This is a genomic window from Micromonospora sp. NPDC000663, assembly GCF_042898105.1.
In the GTDB taxonomy this organism is placed as follows: Bacteria; Actinomycetota; Actinomycetes; order Mycobacteriales; family Micromonosporaceae; genus Micromonospora.
This window is the reverse complement of record NZ_JBIAYR010000001.1, coordinates 745,626-762,253: the sequence shown is the minus strand read 5'-3', so window position 1 is coordinate 762,253 and position 16,628 is coordinate 745,626. Positions and strand designations below refer to the sequence as shown.

The following is a 16,628-nucleotide window of genomic DNA, read 5'->3' as shown; positions in this document are numbered from 1 at the left end:
GTAGTTGAACGCGTTCAAGAGGAGCGTCCCCATGGACACCAAGGTCTGGATGTACCTGGTCTACCTCGCGGTCAGCGTCGGCCTGACGATCTGGGTGGCCCGCTCCCTGTCGCGCAACGGGCAGGTCTTCCTGGAGGAGGTGTTCTCCGACGAACGACTGGCCCGGGCGGTCAACAGCCTCCTGGTGGTCGGCTTCTACCTGCTCAACCTCGGCTACGTCACGGTGGCTATGAAGCACGACGACCCGGTGCTCTCGACCAGCCAGGCCATGGAGGAGCTGTCCCTCAAGATCGGGCTGGTGCTACTGGTGCTCGGGGCACTGCACTTCTTCAACGTGTTCGCGCTTGGCCGCTACCGCCGTAACCGGCTCCGCCAGCTCGCCACCCACCCGCCCGTCGCACCGATCGGCAGGCTTCCCGTGCAGACCGGACCGCACGGCCCCTACCCCGTCGCCCCCCACCCGGCCGGTCCGCACCCGACCACTCCGCAGCCGGGCGGCGGGCCGGCCGGTCCACCGCCGACCCGATGACCGGGCCATCGACCGACGGCACCGGCCGGCCCCCGGACTCCGCCGCACACGGGGGCGGTGGAATCCGGGGGTTCACGGTCCTGTTCGACGCGTCCTGCCCGCTCTGCCGCGCCGCCCGCCGGTGGCTCGCGTCGCGCGCCCAACTCGTACCCCTGGAGTTCGTCGCGGCCGGGTCGGTCGAGGCCCGGCGGCGCTTCCCCGGCCTGGACCACGACGCCACCCTGCGCGACCTCACAGTTGTCGCCGACACCGGCGAGGTGTACGCGGGCGACGGCGCCTGGTTCGCCTGCCTCTGGGCACTGGCCGACCACCGGTCCACCGCCGAACGGTTGGCCCGCCCCCACCTGATGCCGCTCGCCCGGCAGGTGGTGGCCGCCGCCTCGGCGATCCGGGAGCGGGTCCGCGATCCACGGGTCGAGCCGACCGACGAGCTGGCGGGATACGGTGGCCCCGATGACCGAGCAGCCTGCGCCGACGACCACTGCGGGTGATCCTGCCACCGCCCGTGGCGAGCAGACCCGGCAGCTGATCCGGGACACCGCGATGCGGCTGTTCCGCGAGCGCGGTTACGCCCAGACCACCATGCGGGCCATCGCGCAGGAGGCAGGCGTGGCGGTCGGGAACGCCTACTACTACTTCGGCTCCAAGGACCACCTGATCCAGGAGTTCTACGCCCAGTCCCAGGTCGAGCACCGGGCCGCCGCGCAGGCAGTGCTCGACCGGGAGGAGTCGTTCGGCGCCCGGCTGGCCGGGGTGCTGCACGCGGGGATCGACGTGCTGACGCCATCGCACGAGTTCGCGGCGACCTTCTTCAAGACGGCGGCGGAGCCGACCTCCCCGCTCAGCCCCTTCTCCGCGGAGTCCTCCGGCCCCCGGGAGGCGGCGATCGCCCTCTTCGCCGAGGTGCTGGACGGCTCCACAGCCAAGGTCGACGCCGACCTGCGTCCGCAGTTGCCCGAGCTGCTCTGGCTGGCGTACATGGGCGTGGTCCTCTACTGGGTGCACGACCGGTCACCCGGGCAGACCAAGACCAGGCAGTTGATCGACGGCGTCGTCCCGCTGATCGACCGGCTCACGGCGCTGTCCCGGCTCCGAGTCCTGCGTCCCGTGACCCGGCAGGTGCTCGACCTGATCCGCACGCTACGTCACTGACCCGGCGCGCACCCCGGCACGGTCGAGCCGCAGGTCAAGTCCACTATTCGACACTCCGAACCGACAGCTCACGCCTTGCACCGAGTGCCCTCGATACGTAGCGTGATCGGCACGGACCGGCCCCGCCCCGCGCGCGAGGGCGGTCGCCCGAACCGGGACCTGGGGGGAGGTCGCGGACCGTGGATCCGGCCCGGGATCCACGGTCCGCGCCCGACGCGGGGTCAGCGCGGGTAGACCCCGTACGCGCGCCAGCCCCGGTCCGGGAAGCCCGCGGCGTCGGCGACCCGGGCGGAGGCGACATTGTCCCGCTCATGCAGGTAGGTGGGCACCGCACCCTCGTCGAGCACCCGCCGCGCCGCCTGCGCGACCAGCCGACGGGCGAGGCCGCGACCACGGGCCGCGGGCACGGTGCCGACTGCCAACTCCCGCCCGTACGCGTCGTGCCGCTTGATCCCCAACCCGGCCAGGTAGGTGCCGTCCGCGTCGCGGACCACAAGCACCTGCCTGTCGAACAGCCGCAGCCACTGCGGCAGCCCGGGGGCGGTGGGTGCGGTCCACTCCCCCACGTCGGGAAGCGGCGCGGGAGCGATGCTCCACCGGAACGGGCCGTCGTGCACGCACCACTGCGGTAGCCCGACCGCCTGCGGCAGGGCGCCCAGGAGCCGGCCCGGCGTGCCGTGGGCCAGCGTGCGGACCGCGTCCACCCGGTCGGGCGCCACGGAGAGCACGGCGCTGCGCCCGGTGTCGACGGCGAGCGCCGGACGCAGTCGACCGTCCCAGGCCGGCAGTGCCCGCCGGTACGAACCGACCACGTGCAGGCCCGGCCCAGCCGGCCACTGTCCGAGCCAGGTGGCCAGGTGCAGGTGGAGCCGCCGGTCGAGCATGAAGCACCTCCCCGTCACCCGGCCCGTCGTGGATCACCGTACGCCGGGCGGGGCCGCCCGGCGGGCGATCCCCCGGGCCGCCGGACGGGGGTCACGACGCCGTCGGTGCGGTGGGGTGGTGGCCGCCGTGGTGGTGCTGGTGCACCACCGCGTGCCCCCGTCCCCGCACGATCAGGGCGCGGTTCACCGGCACGGTCACTGCGAAGGCCACCGCCAGCGCGCCGGCCAGGCTGCCCCAGAACAGCGGGTCGGCGAGGCCGGCTCGCATGGCGCCCGGCACGGCGAGCATGACGCCGTTGTCCACCAGCTCCATGACCGCGATGCTCACAGTGTCGGCGACGAGGGCCACCCGGATCGCCCGGGCGAGCGGCAGGCCCGAGCGGAGCACCGGACGGATCGTCAACGCGTAGCCGAAGACGAAGGCCAGCACGACGGCGAGGGCGATGGTGGCCAGGTCGGACCAGCCGAGAGCGGTGCCGATGACCATGCCGAGCACCTCGCCGATGGCGCAGCCGGTCAGGCAGTGCAGGGTCGCGGCGATGGCCAGTCGGGTCGGATTCGTGTTCTCCATGCCCGGCACGTTATACCCCTGGGGGGTATGTTGCCAGTGACCGGGACCACCCCCGGGCCGGAGATCCGGGAACCAACCGCAACTATTGACCGTCATAGGTATTTCCATACATGGACACCTTTGTTTGGGACGGTATGGCCATGCCGAATCAGCCGAACGACAGCCACCACCAGGACCCGGAGCGACTCTGGTGGCCAGCGGAGGCGCTGGAACACCTTCCGGTCCAACCCCGTCACCACGGGTGGCATGCGACGGGCGGCATGTCGTGGGGTGAACTGAACAGACTGCGCGTCGGCAGCTCCAGCAGGCACGGCCTGAACACGCACTGACACCACGCTCGTGCGTGAAGTGGTGTCGACCAGCGGGCGCCGAACGACACACCGGTGGAGGTCCAGCGGCGGCTTTCGCACACCTGTCGGGTAATTTCTTGTGGTCCGGCATCCGGCCTACGACAGGAGAAGCTCCGCGCATGGGCAAGAAGACGATCCACGTCTCCGACTTCACCGGCACCGTTCTGCAGCAGGACGACGAGGCGGTGCGCGTCGTCGTCCTGGAGCACCCGGACCTGGTCGCCGGGCCCGTGCAGTTGGACGCCACCCCCTCCGAGGTGGAGAACATCGACGACGCCGCCCTGGACGTCGCCGTGGTCGAGATCCACGACCGGCACGGTGGCGGCGAACCCCGCCGGGTGGTGCTGACCGCCAGCGAGTTCGACGCGATGGCGACCGACGTGCCGATGGCGCAGTTGCTGAAGACCGCCGAGCGCGTCCGCCCACCCAAGGCCCGCAAGAGCGCCGAGAAGATCGACTACGGCACTCTGGAGCACGCCGGCAAGCCGCACCGGGGACGGGTCACCGAGGAGGAGGCCCGCCTGGTGCGCGAGCGGCTCGACGAGGTCAACAAGCGCCTCGCCGACGCGGGCGTACGCCAGATCGACCCTGCCGATCCGGAGCACGCCCTGCGCTACGGCTTCCCCGACGTCTCCTGACCGGGGCCTGTCACTTCTGCGCGACGGCGGCGGCGAGCGCGGCGGAGAGGTCGGCCTCGACCGCCGGCTTCTCCAGGCCGAGGTCGCTGAGCACGCCGGAGCCGTCCTCCTGCTCCAACAGAGCGAGCAGGATGTGCTCGGTGCCGATGTAGTTGTGCCCGAGGCGCAGCGCCTCCCGGAAGGTCAGTTCCAGCGCCTTCTTGCCGCGCGCGTCGTACGGGATGAGGTCCGGGACCTGGTCGGCCGGTGGCGGGAGGGCGGCGCCGACCGCCTGGCGTACCCCCTCGGGGGTGGCCCCGCGACCGGCCATGACCCTCGCGGCCAGCCCCTCCGGCTCGGCCAGCAGGCCCAGCACCAGGTGCTCCGGCCCGATCTCGGCATGACCGCTGGCCCGGGCCTCCTCCTGCGAGGCCACCACCACGTTGCGGGCCCGTGTGGTGAACCGGCCGAAGCCGGCGTTCGGGTCGAGCGCCGCCGCGTCGGTGGCCTTCGGCACGAACCGCTTCTGCGCCGCCTGCTTGGTGACCCCCATGCTGCGGCCGATGTCGGTCCACGAGGCGCCCGAGCGTCGCGCCTGGTCGACGAAGTGCCCGATCAGGTGGTCGGCGACCTCGCCGAGGTGGTCGGCCGCGATGACCGCGTCGGTGAGTTGGTCGAGCGCGTCGGTATGCGCCTTCTTGATGGCCTGGATGAGGTCGTCGAGCTTGACCGTGTTGCTCATCTGGATGGGATCCGTCATGCGTCAACCATAGGTTGACGGCATCCTTCCGTCAACCAAAAGTTGACGATCGACGGTCCCTGAGGCTTTCAGGCGATCGCGGCGTACTCCGGCAGGTGTCGCGCGACGGTCGCCGGCGAGGGCATGGCGGCGATCTCCCCGGCGAGCGCGCGGGCCGCGTCGTGGTGCTCGCCCCCGCCGTGCCGCGGCAGCAGCCTGCCGGCCTGCTCGGCGACGGCGGCCACGTCCACCTCGTGCGGAAGCAGGCGCAGGGCGGCACCAGCGGCGCTCACCGCGTCCGCGTTGGCGAACTGGTCGGCGCCCTGCGGCAGCATGAGCTGCGGTACGCCCACCGCGAGCGCGCCGAGGGTCGTGCCGCTGCCGCCGTGGTGCACCACGAGGTCCACGTGCGACAGCAGCTCCGCCTGCGGTAGCCATCGACGCACCGTGACGTGGTCGGGAACGTCGCCAAGCTCCTCCGGCATCACCCGACCGGCGGCGACCACCACCTCGACGCCGAGCGTCGCCAGTCCCGCGATGGCAGTGGTCAACAGCTCCGGCGTGCCGAACGCCGTACCGAGCGTCAGGTAGACCAACGGTCGGGAGCCCTGGCGATTGGCGACGTCGGGCAGCGGGCCCGGTGGCGAGAACGGGACCGGCCGCAGCTCGATCCGCCGTTGCGTGGCGATGAAGTCCCTGTCCTGGAGCGAGGGCGGGCAGATGTCGACGTGCGGGCGGCCGACGACCTCCGCGTTCCCGGTCGGCCGTTCGAGCCCGATGCCGTCGGGGAACATCCGGCCGAACCCGTGCCAGATGCCGGGGATACCGGCCCGCCGGGCCGCGACGGCAGCCCCGGGCAGCCCCCACTCGTGCACCACCAGATCCGGGCGCAGCCGGGCCAGCTCCGGTTCGAGATCCTCGGCGTACACCTCGTAGAAGGCGTCGCCGGGACGGAACGGTCGCAGGCCGTTCGCGGCAAGCGGCTCGTGCACCGCCGTACCTGTGGCGAAGTGCACCTCGTGGCCGGCGTCCCGGGCGGCGACCGCCAGTGGGATCAGCGGGTAGGTGTGGCCGACGGAGGCGAGGCTGGCGAACAGCAGACGCATGGCGTCGGACCCTACCCGCCACACCTGTCGGCCCCGTCGCGTCGGCGCGCGTATACCGTGGGCTCGGTCGGGTGCGGTGCGGCGGAAGGAGGCGGTCGTGCGGCTTGCCGTGGGGTGCGCGATGTGGACCCACCGGGCATGGCAGGGCCGGCTGCTGGAACATCCGCTTCCGCCGCAGGAGCGGCTGCGGCACTACGCGGGCTGGTGCGACGCCGTCGAGGGAAACACGACGTTCTACGCCACTCCGGCCCGGGAGACGGTGGCGTCGTGGGCCGCGCAGACCGATCCCGGCTTCCGCTTCGTCCTCAAACTCCCCAAGGCCGTCACGCACGAGAACAGGCTCACCGACACCTGCGGGCCGCTGCATGCCTTCCTGGACGCGATCGAACCGCTCGGCCCGCGTACCCACGCCCTCTGGGTCCAGTTGCCCGGCTCGTTCTCCCCCGCCGACGTGCCGACCCTGGGCCGGTTCCTGGACCAGCTTCCCCGATCCCACAGGTACGCCGTGGAGGTCCGACACCCGGCGTTCTTCACCGACGCCGGCGCGATCCGGCTCCTCGAACAGACCCTCGCCGACACGGACGCCGAGTGGATCCCGTTCGACACCACCGCGTTCTCCACCACCCCGCCGACAAGCGACGCGGAACGGGACGCCTGGATGAAGAAGCCGCGCGTGCCGCTGCGGACGACGGCGCTGACCGACCAGCCGATCGTCCGCTACCTCGGTCGTGACGACACCACGCGGACCGTCGAGGGGTGGCGGCGCTGGGTCGACGTCACAGTCGACTGGCTGCGCGAGGGGCGTTCGCCGACGGTGTTCGTCCACACCCCGGACAACGCCGACGCGCCGGTGCTCGCCCGCCGCTTCCACGACGAGGTACGGGCGCGGTTGCCGGGCCTCGACCCGCTGCCCGATCCGATACCTGTCGGGCCGCTCACCCTCTTCTAGGGACAGCGGCGCTTGTCGAGCAGTTCGTCGAGGTGGGACGCGGTGCTGATCAGCGACAGATGGCTGAACGCCTGCGGGAAGTTGCCGATCTGCTCGCCGGTGGCGGCGATCTCCTCCGAGTAAAGGCCCAGCGGGCTGCTGTAGGTGAGCATCTTCCGGCCGTCTTACGCCATCCCTCGTGCGGGGCGATAAGTCCACTCCGGTCGGCGATTCCAGGGAGTTCAGCGCCTCACCGTAGATGTCGAGCTGCAACTGGTCGGCGGCGCCGTTGCCGATGCGTACGGGGCCGAGCCGCGGTGGCCCTCCAGGTGGCCCAGCACCTCCTCGGGGAGGTCGGGTGAGCCGTCGATCCGGTACATGATCTGTAGGGGAAGGTCGCCGTCCCGGGCGTCCCGGATGCGGGCGTCGAGCCAGTACAGATATTTCGCGGCCTCGTCGGTGAAGCCCAGCCGGAGCAGTGCGTGCACCGAGAAGGACGCATCCCGGATCCACGTGTAGCGGTAGTCCCAGTTCCGCTGCCCACCGGCCTGCTCCGGCAGCCCTGTGGTGGGCGCGGCCACCAGGGCGCCGGTCGGGGCGTACGTCATCAGCTTGAGCGTCATCGCCGACTGCTCGACCATCTCCCTCCACCGGCCGGTGTACCGGGAATGGTCCAGCCACCGCCGCCAGTAGTCACGGGTCTGGGCGAGCAGCTCGCACGCCTCCTCGGTGCTGAGCGCCCGGGGCGCGTGCGGGCAGGCTCAGGAGCCGACGTACGCCGCCAGGTGCTCTCCGGTGAGGGTGGAGCGGGCGGCCACGAGGTCGGCGGGGGTGCCCTCGAAGACGATCCGGCCGCCGTCGTGCCCGGCGCCCGGACCGAGGTCGATGAGCCAGTCCGCGTGCGCCATGACCGCCTGGTGGTGCTCGACGACGATCACCGACTTGCCCGAGTCGACGAGCCGGTCCAGCAGGCCGAGCAGCTGCTCGACGTCGGCCAGGTGCAGGCCGGTGGTCGGCTCGTCGAGGACGTAGACGCCGCCCTTGTCGGCCATGTGGGTGGCCAGCTTGAGCCGCTGGCGCTCGCCACCGGAGAGCGTCGTGAGCGGCTGGCCGAGGCTGAGGTAGCCGAGCCCGACGTCCGCGAGCCGGTCGAGGATGGCGTGCGCGGCGGGCGTCCGCGCGTCGCCAGCGCCGAAGAACTTCTCGGCCTCCGACACCGACATCGCGAGGACCTCGCTGATGTCACGACCGCCCAGGTGGTATTCCAGCACCGAGGCCTGGAACCGCCTGCCCTCGCAGTCCTCGCAGGTGGTGGCCACGCCGGCCATCATCGCCAGGTCGGTGTAGATGACTCCGGCGCCGTTGCAGGTCGGGCAGGCGCCCTCGGAGTTGGCGCTGAACAGCGCCGGCTTCACGCCGTTGGCCTTCGCGAACGCCTTGCGGATCGGGTCGAGCAGACCTGTGTACGTGGCCGGGTTGCTCCGCCGCGAGCCGCGGATCGCGCCCTGGTCGATCGAGACCACTCCCGCGCCGGCAGGGATCGAGCCGTGGATCAGCGAACTCTTGCCGGACCCGGCGACGCCGGTGACGACGCAGAGCACCCCCAGTGGAACGTCGACGTCGACGTCGCGGAGGTTGTGGGCATTGGCGCCGCGGATCTCCAACGCCCCGGTGGGCTTACGCACAGTCGGCTTGAGCTGCGCCCGGTCGTCGAGGTGGCGGCCGGTGATGGTGCCGCTGCTCCGCAGCCCTTCGACGCTGCCCTCGTAGCAGACGGTGCCACCCCCGGTGCCGGCGCCGGGACCGAGGTCGACGATGTGGTCGGCGATCGCGATCGCCTCCGGCTTGTGCTCCACGACGAGCACGGTGTTGCCCTTGTCGCGCAACTGCAGCAGCAGCTCGTTCATCCGCGCGATGTCGTGCGGGTGCAGCCCGATCGTCGGCTCGTCGAAGACGTAGGTGACGTCGGTGAGCGACGACCCGAGGTGGCGGATCATCTTGGTGCGCTGCGCCTCACCACCGGAGAGCGTGCCGGACGGGCGGTCGAGCGAGAGGTAGCCCAACCCGATCTCCTCGAACGAGTCGAGGAGGTGTTGCAGCCCCTTGATGAGCGGCGCCACCGACGGCTCGTCGAGACCCCGCACCCAGGCGGCCAGGTCGCTGATCTGCATCGCGCAGACGTCGGCGATGTTCTTCCCCTTGATCTTCGAGGACAGGGCGGCCTGACTGAGCCGCGTCCCGCCGCAGTCGGGGCACGTCGTGAACGTCACCGCCCGCTCCACGAAGGCGCGGATGTGCGGCTGCAACGCGTCGACGTCCTTGGACAGGAAGGACTTCTGGATCGACGGGATCAAACCGGCGTACGTCAGGTTGATGCCGTCGATCTTGATTTTGGTCGGTTCCCTGTGCAGCAGGTCGTCCAGCTCCCGCTTGGTGTACTTCGCGATCGGCTTGTCCGGGTCGAAGTAGCCGCAGCCGCGGAAGATGCGGCCGTACCAGCCCTCCATGCTGTAACCGGGGATCGTGATCGCGCCCTCGTTGAGCGACAGGGTGTCGTCGTACAGCGCTGACCTGTCGATGTCGGTGACCGAGCCCATGCCCTCACAGCGTGGACACATCCCGCCAAGGCGGGTGAAGGTCGCCTTCTCGGTCTTCGTCCGGCCCGCGCCGCGCTCGACGGTGATCGCGCCGCTGGCCTTCACCGAGGGGACATTGAAGGAGTACGCGTTCGGTGAGCCGATGTGCGGCTTTCCGAGCCGGCTGAAGAGGATGCGCAGCATCGCGTTCGCGTCGGTGGCGGTGCCGACAGTCGAGCGGGAGTTCGCACCCATCCGCTCCTGGTCCACGATGATCGCCGTCGTCAGACCGTCGAGCAGGTCGACGTCCGGGCGGGCCAGGGTCGGCATGAAACCCTGCACGAACGAGCTGTACGTCTCGTTGATCATCCGCTGCGACTCGGCGGCGATGGTGCCGAACACCAGGGAACTCTTGCCCGACCCGGAGACCCCTGTGAACACCGTGAGACGGCGCTTCGGGATCTCGACACTGACGTCCCGGAGGTTGTTGACACGCGCGCCCTGCACGCGGATCAGGTCGTGACTGTCGGCCGCGTGCGGCCCCGACGCCTTCTTCATCGTGTCTCCATCTGCCGTCCGGCCCCGCCGACCGCTCAGCGCTTCTCCTGGATGCGGACCATGTTGCCAGCGGGGTCACGGAAGGCGCAGTCCCGCACGCCGTACGGCTGGTCGGTCGGCTCCTGGACCACCTCGGCGCCGCTGTCCGCCAACGTCCCGAACGTCTCGTCCAGGTTGGTGGCGGCGAGGTTCACACCGAAGTAGCTGCCCTTGGCCATCATCTCGGCGATGGTGCGGCGCTCGTCGTCGGTGAGGCCGGGCGTGGCGGCCGGCGGGTGCAGGACGATCGACGTGTCGGGCTGCCCGACGGGGCCGACGGTGATCCAGCGCATGCCCTGGTATCCGACGTCGTTGCGCACCTCGAAGCCGAGGATGTCGCGGTAGAAGGCCAGGGAGACGTCCGGGTCGGTGTGCGGAAGGAAGCTCGAGTGAATGCTGATGTCCATGGCAGTCAGGCTAGGCGCGGCCGGAGGTGCGCGGCTTCTCGATTCCTGATCGGTCTGGTCACCTGCTTCGCCACGCAGGACGGCATTCCGTCCGTCGCGCGTACCGCCTCGCGCCGGTAGACGCTCGGCGGCACACCCACGAGCTCGGTGAAGCGGGTGCTGAAGGTGCCCAGCGAGGAACAACCGACAGCGAAGCAGACATCGGTGACGCTCAGGTCACCCCGACGCAGCAGGGCCATCGCCCGCTCGATGCGCCGCGTCATGAGATAGCTGTACGGGGACTCCCCGTACGCCTGCCGGAACTCCCGGCTGAGGTGCCCCGACGACATGTGCTCGCCCCGGGCGAGCGCCTCGACGTCAAGTGGTTGGGCGTACTCCCGGTCGATCCGGTCCCGGACGCGGCGCAGCCGCGCGAGATCGCGCAGCCGCTGCTCCTCGGCAGGTGTGCTGGTCACGGCCAAATCGTGCCACATCAGAGGGGTCGGGTTGGCAACCGGAACAATGTTCCGTACAGTGGTTAACGGAACGGCGATCCACTTAGCCGCCAGCCAACCTATCGTGGAGGACAGCCATGCAGTACCGCACCCTGGGCCGCACCGGCGTACAGGTCAGCACCCTCGCGCTCGGCGCGATGAACTTCGGCAGCCTGGGACGCGTCACCCAGGACGAGGCCACCGCCCTGGTCGGCGCCGCCCTCGACGCCGGCGTCAACCTCGTCGACACCGCCGACATGTACACCCAGGGCGAGTCGGAGGAGATCGTCGGCAAGGCAATCGTGGGCCGCCGCGACGACATCGTGCTGGCCACCAAGGCCGGCATGCCGATGGGCGACGAACGCAACCACCAGGGCAGCTCGCGGCGCTGGTTGGTGACCGAGTTGGACAACAGCCTGCGCCGCCTCGGTGTCGACCACGTCGACCTCTACCAGATCCACCGCTGGGACCCGCGCACCAGCGACGAGGAGACGCTGTCCGCCCTGACCGACCTCCAGCGCGCCGGGAAGATCCGCTACTTCGGCTCGTCGACGTTCCCCGCCTACCGCATCGTGCAGGCCGAGTGGACCGCTCGGGACCGCCACCTGAGCCGTTACGTCACCGAGCAGCCCAGCTACTCGATCCTGCAACGCGGGGTGGAGACGCACGTCCTGCCCGTCACCGAACAGTACGGGCTCGGCGTTCTGGCGTGGAGCCCGCTGGCCTCGGGCTGGCTGTCCGGCGCGATCCGCGCGGGTCGGGAGATCACCACCAACCGCTCGACGGTGCTGCCGCAACGCTTCGACACCACCATCCCCGCCAACCAGGCCCGACTCGACGCCGTCGAGAAGCTGGCCGCGGTCGCCGACGAGGCCGGCCTCACCATGATCCAGCTCGCGCTCGGATTCGTCACCGCCCACCCGGCCGTGACCAGCGCGATCATCGGCCCCCGCACCATGGAGCATCTGCGTTCCCAGCTCGACGCCGCGGACACCGTCCTCTCCGCAGACGTGCTCGACGCGATCGACGCGATCGTCGCTCCGGGCGTCGACCTCGCCCCGCAGGAGAAGTTCGACACCCCGCCCGCCCTGCTCGACCCGGCCCTTCGACGGCGCTGACGCGTCACCGGGCTCAGGGGACGACCGGAAGGTCGTCCCCACGCCCGGACTGGGACAGCCCGGCGGCCGCGGCGATGGCCTCGACGGCCCCCTCCAGCGTGGTGCTCTCCGGCAGGACGAGTTCGCCGGGCCAGCCCAGGACGTCGTGGGCGTCGTAGATCCCGCTCATGTACTCGGGCGTCAGTGGCCACCGCGCTCCCGGGCATCGCCGGGCAGCCACCGGAGCGCGGCGTCGGCGGTGTCGTCGGGGCTGCTGTTGAAGGCGATCGCCGCGCCTGGGGCATGCTGCCGGACCAGGTTGACCACCTTCTCGAAGAGCGGAAGCAGCGGCTCGTGTTTACGGATACCGCCGCCGACCACCACGCAGACGTAGTCCCTGTGGGTCAGCGCCGCGACGATCGCCGCCTCGGCACTCTCGTCCGGCACCACCAGGCACAGGTCGGCCTCGATGCCGTGCTCAGCGAAGCGGGCCTGACCGCGGGCTGTCGCCGCCACGACCGGCTCCGGGTCCCAACCCGGGATCTTCAGAGGATCGAGACCGACCACCAGCACAGGTCCCAGTGCCATGCCCACTCCCGTAGAACGGTCCGCCCCCGCCCGTCGATGCTGCCACAGAAGCGGCGGGATGAGTACGAACACTCATCCCGCTGCCGACGCCGGCAGGCATGCTCGACGCCATGGCACCTCGTTCCCGAACCGGCGCGCTGGCGGTGGTGGCCTGCCTGCTGCTGAGCGGATGCGCGGACTACGGCGACGGCGACGAGATGGCCCGGGACATGGCGGCCGCCGAAGCCGAACGCCTCGTCGCCGACCTCGGGTACGGCGACCGGATCCGGGACGCCGAGTACATCGCCGCGACAGGTGTCCCCCCGGTGGCGGCCGGCGACAGCTCCCCCGTCCGGGTCGAGGCGTTGGCCTGGTCGGGCCGGACCGCGCCCCACGAGCAGGCCGTCATCGACGTGCGGATCGCCGTGACGGTGACGGAGGACCACGGGGCCTCCTTCGGCGACCTCGGCCACTCCGCCGGGCAGGCCACGCGGTGCTACCGCTACCGGCTCGAACTCCACAGTGCCACGTCCCGCCAGGAGATCGACTGCCCGGCCGTGGCCACACCGCCGGTGCCCAGCGCCGCGCCGGTCCCGGCACTGCCCGACGACGCGCGCGCCCGACTCACGGCGGCCCTGCGCGCCGCCACAGCGAGCACGCTCGCCGGTGCGGTGCGCGCGGCGTTCCCCGAGCGGCACGTCACCGTCGACACGGCCACCCACGAGGGTGCCCTCGTCGCCGCGGTGGGCGTACCCGCCGAACGGGAATGCCTCCTGCTGGTCCGTACCGCCGGCGGGGCCATCGAATCGCCCGGGTACGACCCCGCCTGGCTGGAGCCGGGCGAGACGGGGTGCGGGATCCGGCTCTACATTTCGCCCCCGCGTTAGTGCCGGCGGCCGGACGGAGGTGTGGCGCTCCGGCCGGCCGCCGTGTGCTCTGCCCACATCTCAGAGCTGACGCAGGATCACCGGGTCCTTGATCTTCTTGTCGGCGGCCAGGAGCAGGGCCTTGCTGATGATCTCGGTGAGTCGGCTGTCGCCCTCGAAGGGCAGGAACATCTCCGGCTCCTTCGCCTTCGCCGAGTCCGGGATGATGCACAGGTACCTGTCGTCAGGGGCGATCAGGATGTTGCCCGAGCCGCAGTGGATGCGGTACGTGTGCAGATCCCCGCGTACCTCGACGAATTTGTCGGTGACGGCGCAGCGGCCGGCGATCGCCAGCCTGGGGATCAGCTCCGCCAGCACCTCCCGGCGTGTCCGGGCGGTCGGGGTGAGGTCACCGAAGCTGCTCTGCGACCAGTAGTCGCGGTACCGGCCGTCGGGGCCACCGTCGTACCAGTTCGGGTCGGCGCCCACCCCGGCCGCGGCCACGAACAGGTCGACGTCGCGCATCACCTCGCTCAGCACGACCGCCGGAACCTCCTCCAGCGGCACCGGGGTGCGCTCACCCCTGACGAACCACAACTGGTCGGTGGCCATCGTGTCGAACACCAGGTCGTCGCCCCGATCCTCGATGCCCGCGACGTTCAGCTGGGCGCGCAGACCCCAGTCGGGCAGGGCCAACCAGGGCAGGTCGTAGCTGGCACCGTCGTTGCGGTGCTGGACGTACGACCAGCCACGCCGGGACAGCAGCGCGTTGAGGCGGTGCTGTCGCACGATGTGCGCGGCGAACCGGTTGGAGTACGTGCCGGTGGTTCGCTCCGCGTCGGTGAGCAGGTACTGCTCCCGGTGCGCCTGCTTGAACGGCTGGGTGACCGCGTGCCGGGTCAGGAAGTCCCGCCAGGGACGGACGGCTGCCGGGTCGTCGACCGGGTGCCACAGCCGGACCGTGACGCTGTCGGCGGGCTCGACCACCGCGTCGTCCACCGTGCGCAGGGCACCGTCACCCCAGCAGCAGGCCACGCCGTCGACCGTCCAGATAAGACGCCGGGCCAGGGTCCGGGCCAGCGGGTGGTCCAGGAAACGCTCCCGCCACTGCTCGGCGGTCCACGACCGGTCACGCCGCAGCAGCCCCTCCAGGCGGTCGCGGGTGGCGATAAGCGTCGCCGCGACGTCAGTGACCGTCGCCTTCAGCTCCTTCAGCTCGTCGCCGTGCTCCTTGCGCACCTGAGCCGGAGGAGCCTTGACCACCTTGCCGTCCGGGTTGCGCCACACCAGGACGGCGTCGACACCGCGCACCTCCAACTCGTACGAGCAGTCGCCCAGCTTGTCTGCGAGTGGCAGCCCGAAGCCGGGCAGGGCCATCTCCTCGACGTCCTCGCGGCTGACGCCGAGCGCCTCGGCGTGCGCCGCCAGCCCTTTTTCGACGAGCCGCAGTGTGCTCTTGTAGGTCAGCCGGGACGACAGCCGCGCCAGTTGCGCGAGTGCGGCCGGATGATCGGCGTCGACGAGCGCCGCGACTGCGAGGTTCGCCAGTTTCGGGTTCGCCGGCCCGTGCCCGGGAATCTTGCGAGCGGCCCGTTCCGCGATCTGGCCGAGGCTGCGCAGTGTCTCCTCCGACGGCGGGAGCATCGCCCGCATCCAGATCAGACCCCACAGCAGCCCGACGTTGTGGCGGTCGATCATCCGCGTCGGGGCGTCCGCCATGTGGCCTGGGCAGCAAGTGGTCATGCGCAGCGGCAGGCTGCGCGGCAGGCCGACCAGGGGTAGCCACTCGTCGAGCCGGGCGGCGTACTCGTCGCCGCCGACGGCGTCGAGCAGGGACCGGGCCTGCTTGCGCCAGGCGGTCGTGGGCTTCGCCTTGTCCGCGCCGAGAGGGCAGTGGACCAGCAGCGTGTGCCACGCGGCCCGGCGCTCCTGCGGCATGGCCTCGATGTCCGCGACGGCGCGGTCGGCCCACTGTTCACCGACGTTTGGGATCGGCCACATCAGGTCGGCCTCGCCACTCATGCCGGACGTGCCGTACTCGATCCGCGTCCGGCGCCAGGTCGCCAGCGCCGCGGGGTGCGTCCGTCCGGCAAGTGCCCCCGCCTGGAGGGACTCCCAGGTGAACTGCTTGAGCCAGGAACTCCACCTCCCGAAGCTCAGCCAGGCTTGACCGCCCAGCCGATTCAGCCATTCGGTACCGTCCAGCCCGCCGCCCGCGAGCATGGCACGGATCAGCGTGATCCGCCCGTCGCTGTCCGCGTCCCCGGGCACGGTCAACGCGTCGAACACCGCCTGCCGCACCCGCACCGGTCGGCCGTCCAGGAACCGCTCCGCCCGGGCCCACATCTCGCGACGGACATCATCCCAAGGATCGCCGTCGTAGGGCAGTCGTGGCCGGTACTGGAGCAACGTCAGCGCCGCTGTGGCGCACCGGTCGGGATCCGGGTCGGCGGCCGCCAGGTCCGCCACGGCGGCGCCGAGCACCTGGGCCTGCTGGGTGGCCTCCGGCAGCAACTCCCGCTGCGCGGGAGCCAGGTCGTACGGGCCGTGCGGGTCGTCGAGCGCGGCGAGCAGCGCCTCGCCCCTGCCGGCCGGCGCCCACACGCAGACCATTCCCACCTGCCTGGCGTACTCCTCCTTGCGGTACCGCCCGATGGTGCCGTCGCCGTGCTCGCACCATCCGTTGGCGGTGGCGACCACCGCGCGCAGCGCCAGCTCCGCGTCGAAGTCGCTCATCAGCCACCCACCAGCGGGACGAGCTTGAGGAACGTGATCCGGGACCCCGCGTGCAGGTTCACCTTCTCGTCCAGGGCCGTCACCTGCCGGTCGTCGACCAGCACCACGAAACGGTTGCGGACGAACCCTTCGAGCGCCGCCCGGGTCCGCTCCTCCGGGTCGACGTCGGCGCCGGACTCGGCGATCTCCAGAAGTGTGCGTCGGCGAATCAACTCGTCGAGGCGTACGGATTCCTCGAAAACCTCCACCGTCCACTCGGGACCCGCTGGCGCTCCGGTCACTTCATCGGCGATCGTGATCATCGGCATGGCGCAGAAGCTAGCGCAGACCACCGACACCGCGTCGAGCGCGGTCGACGGCGAGGTGGCGAAGGCTCCGGTCGGGTGGACGAACCACCAGGCCGGAGCCCTCACCGCCGGATCGTTCCGGCCCT

Annotated in this window: 19 protein-coding genes and 1 pseudogene; 7 read left to right on the top strand and 13 right to left on the bottom strand. The window is 71.0% G+C overall.

Features of this window, described 5'->3' with window-relative positions; genetic code table 11:
- Positions 1–31: 31 nt before the first annotated feature.
- From ACFY1S_RS03685 to ACFY1S_RS03675, 3 genes are read left to right on the top strand one after another with little or no spacing between them, the layout of a single operon-like run.
- Positions 32–529, top strand: a complete 498-nt coding sequence (locus ACFY1S_RS03685; RefSeq protein ID WP_387112561.1) for a hypothetical protein — start codon at positions 32–34, stop codon at positions 527–529.
- Positions 526–1,020 (top strand): thiol-disulfide oxidoreductase DCC family protein, encoded by a 495-nt coding sequence (locus tag ACFY1S_RS03680; RefSeq protein ID WP_387112558.1) that lies wholly within the window; start codon positions 526–528, stop codon positions 1,018–1,020. The genes ACFY1S_RS03685 and ACFY1S_RS03680 overlap by 4 nt, the downstream gene beginning before the upstream one ends.
- Positions 983–1,681: a TetR family transcriptional regulator gene (locus ACFY1S_RS03675; RefSeq protein WP_387112555.1), complete on the top strand. Its 699-nt coding sequence runs from the start codon at positions 983–985 to the stop codon at positions 1,679–1,681. The genes ACFY1S_RS03680 and ACFY1S_RS03675 overlap by 38 nt, the downstream gene beginning before the upstream one ends.
- Positions 1,682–1,902: 221 nt before the next feature.
- On the opposite strand, the gene ACFY1S_RS03670 is transcribed toward ACFY1S_RS03675, so the two are convergent.
- Both ACFY1S_RS03670 and ACFY1S_RS03665 read right to left on the bottom strand, forming a co-directional pair.
- The gene (locus ACFY1S_RS03670) at positions 1,903–2,565 is read right to left on the bottom strand and encodes a GNAT family N-acetyltransferase (protein WP_387112552.1); all 663 of its coding nucleotides are present in this window, start codon (positions 2,563–2,565) and stop codon (positions 1,903–1,905) included.
- A 91-nt stretch (positions 2,566–2,656) separates the two neighbouring features.
- Entirely contained in the window at positions 2,657–3,136 is a 480-nt protein-coding gene (locus ACFY1S_RS03665) for a DUF4396 domain-containing protein (protein ID WP_387112549.1), read from the bottom strand.
- 469 nt (positions 3,137–3,605) lie between these two features.
- Between ACFY1S_RS03665 and ACFY1S_RS03660 the strand changes: the two genes are divergently transcribed.
- Positions 3,606–4,124: a hypothetical protein gene (locus tag ACFY1S_RS03660; protein ID WP_387112546.1), complete on the top strand. Its 519-nt coding sequence runs from the start codon at positions 3,606–3,608 to the stop codon at positions 4,122–4,124.
- A gap of 10 nt (positions 4,125–4,134) precedes the next feature.
- Here ACFY1S_RS03660 and ACFY1S_RS03655 read toward each other — a convergent pair whose 3' ends face one another.
- Both ACFY1S_RS03655 and ACFY1S_RS03650 read right to left on the bottom strand, forming a co-directional pair.
- Positions 4,135–4,863, bottom strand: coding sequence for a Clp protease N-terminal domain-containing protein (locus ACFY1S_RS03655; RefSeq protein ID WP_387112543.1), 729 nt, complete (start codon positions 4,861–4,863; stop codon positions 4,135–4,137).
- 68 nt (positions 4,864–4,931) lie between these two features.
- On the bottom strand, positions 4,932–5,948 hold the full coding sequence (locus ACFY1S_RS03650) for a glycosyltransferase (protein ID WP_387112540.1): 1,017 nt from the start codon (positions 5,946–5,948) through the stop codon (positions 4,932–4,934).
- A gap of 121 nt (positions 5,949–6,069) precedes the next feature.
- Here ACFY1S_RS03650 and ACFY1S_RS03645 point away from each other — a divergent pair, with 121 nt between their 5' ends.
- Complete coding sequence (locus tag ACFY1S_RS03645; protein WP_387114272.1) at positions 6,070–6,897, top strand: DUF72 domain-containing protein; 828 nt, start codon at positions 6,070–6,072, stop codon at positions 6,895–6,897.
- On the opposite strand, the gene ACFY1S_RS03640 is transcribed toward ACFY1S_RS03645, so the two are convergent.
- From ACFY1S_RS03640 to ACFY1S_RS03620, 5 genes and pseudogenes are all read right to left on the bottom strand, one after another.
- Positions 6,894–7,049, bottom strand: a complete 156-nt coding sequence (locus ACFY1S_RS03640) for a glycoside hydrolase family 15 protein (RefSeq protein ID WP_387112537.1) — start codon at positions 7,047–7,049, stop codon at positions 6,894–6,896. The two genes, ACFY1S_RS03645 and ACFY1S_RS03640, sit on opposite strands and share 4 nt — an antisense overlap.
- Before the next feature lie 8 nt (positions 7,050–7,057).
- Positions 7,058–7,637: pseudogene (locus ACFY1S_RS03635) on the bottom strand (glycoside hydrolase family 15 protein); the annotation flags it as partial.
- Positions 7,638–10,010 carry an ATP-binding cassette domain-containing protein gene (locus ACFY1S_RS03630; RefSeq protein ID WP_387112534.1) on the bottom strand — a complete coding sequence of 791 codons (2,373 nt, stop codon included), beginning with the start codon at positions 10,008–10,010 and terminating at the stop codon, positions 7,638–7,640.
- A gap of 35 nt (positions 10,011–10,045) precedes the next feature.
- The gene (locus ACFY1S_RS03625; protein ID WP_387112531.1) at positions 10,046–10,456 is read right to left on the bottom strand and encodes a VOC family protein; all 411 of its coding nucleotides are present in this window, start codon (positions 10,454–10,456) and stop codon (positions 10,046–10,048) included.
- Between the two features lie 5 nt (positions 10,457–10,461).
- Positions 10,462–10,929 (bottom strand): helix-turn-helix transcriptional regulator, encoded by a 468-nt coding sequence (locus ACFY1S_RS03620; RefSeq protein ID WP_387112529.1) that lies wholly within the window; start codon positions 10,927–10,929, stop codon positions 10,462–10,464.
- A gap of 98 nt (positions 10,930–11,027) precedes the next feature.
- Here ACFY1S_RS03620 and ACFY1S_RS03615 point away from each other — a divergent pair, with 98 nt between their 5' ends.
- Positions 11,028–12,047 carry an aldo/keto reductase gene (locus tag ACFY1S_RS03615; RefSeq protein ID WP_387112526.1) on the top strand — a complete coding sequence of 340 codons (1,020 nt, stop codon included), beginning with the start codon at positions 11,028–11,030 and terminating at the stop codon, positions 12,045–12,047.
- A gap of 13 nt (positions 12,048–12,060) precedes the next feature.
- On the opposite strand, the gene ACFY1S_RS03610 is transcribed toward ACFY1S_RS03615, so the two are convergent.
- Together ACFY1S_RS03610 and ACFY1S_RS03605 are read right to left on the bottom strand one after the other, a co-directional pair.
- Positions 12,061–12,216 (bottom strand): hypothetical protein, encoded by a 156-nt coding sequence (locus tag ACFY1S_RS03610; protein WP_387112523.1) that lies wholly within the window; start codon positions 12,214–12,216, stop codon positions 12,061–12,063.
- A gap of 11 nt (positions 12,217–12,227) precedes the next feature.
- On the bottom strand, positions 12,228–12,614 hold the full coding sequence (locus ACFY1S_RS03605) for a hypothetical protein (RefSeq protein WP_387112520.1): 387 nt from the start codon (positions 12,612–12,614) through the stop codon (positions 12,228–12,230).
- Between the two features lie 110 nt (positions 12,615–12,724).
- Between ACFY1S_RS03605 and ACFY1S_RS03600 the strand changes: the two genes are divergently transcribed.
- Positions 12,725–13,480 carry a hypothetical protein gene (locus ACFY1S_RS03600; protein WP_387112518.1) on the top strand — a complete coding sequence of 252 codons (756 nt, stop codon included), beginning with the start codon at positions 12,725–12,727 and terminating at the stop codon, positions 13,478–13,480.
- Between the two features lie 60 nt (positions 13,481–13,540).
- Here ACFY1S_RS03600 and ACFY1S_RS03595 read toward each other — a convergent pair whose 3' ends face one another.
- On the bottom strand, positions 13,541–16,195 hold the full coding sequence (locus ACFY1S_RS03595) for a DUF4132 domain-containing protein (RefSeq protein WP_387112515.1): 2,655 nt from the start codon (positions 16,193–16,195) through the stop codon (positions 13,541–13,543).
- Positions 16,195–16,608, bottom strand: coding sequence for a hypothetical protein (locus tag ACFY1S_RS03590; RefSeq protein ID WP_387112512.1), 414 nt, complete (start codon positions 16,606–16,608; stop codon positions 16,195–16,197). The genes ACFY1S_RS03595 and ACFY1S_RS03590 overlap by 1 nt, the downstream gene beginning before the upstream one ends.
- Positions 16,609–16,628 lie beyond the last annotated feature (20 nt).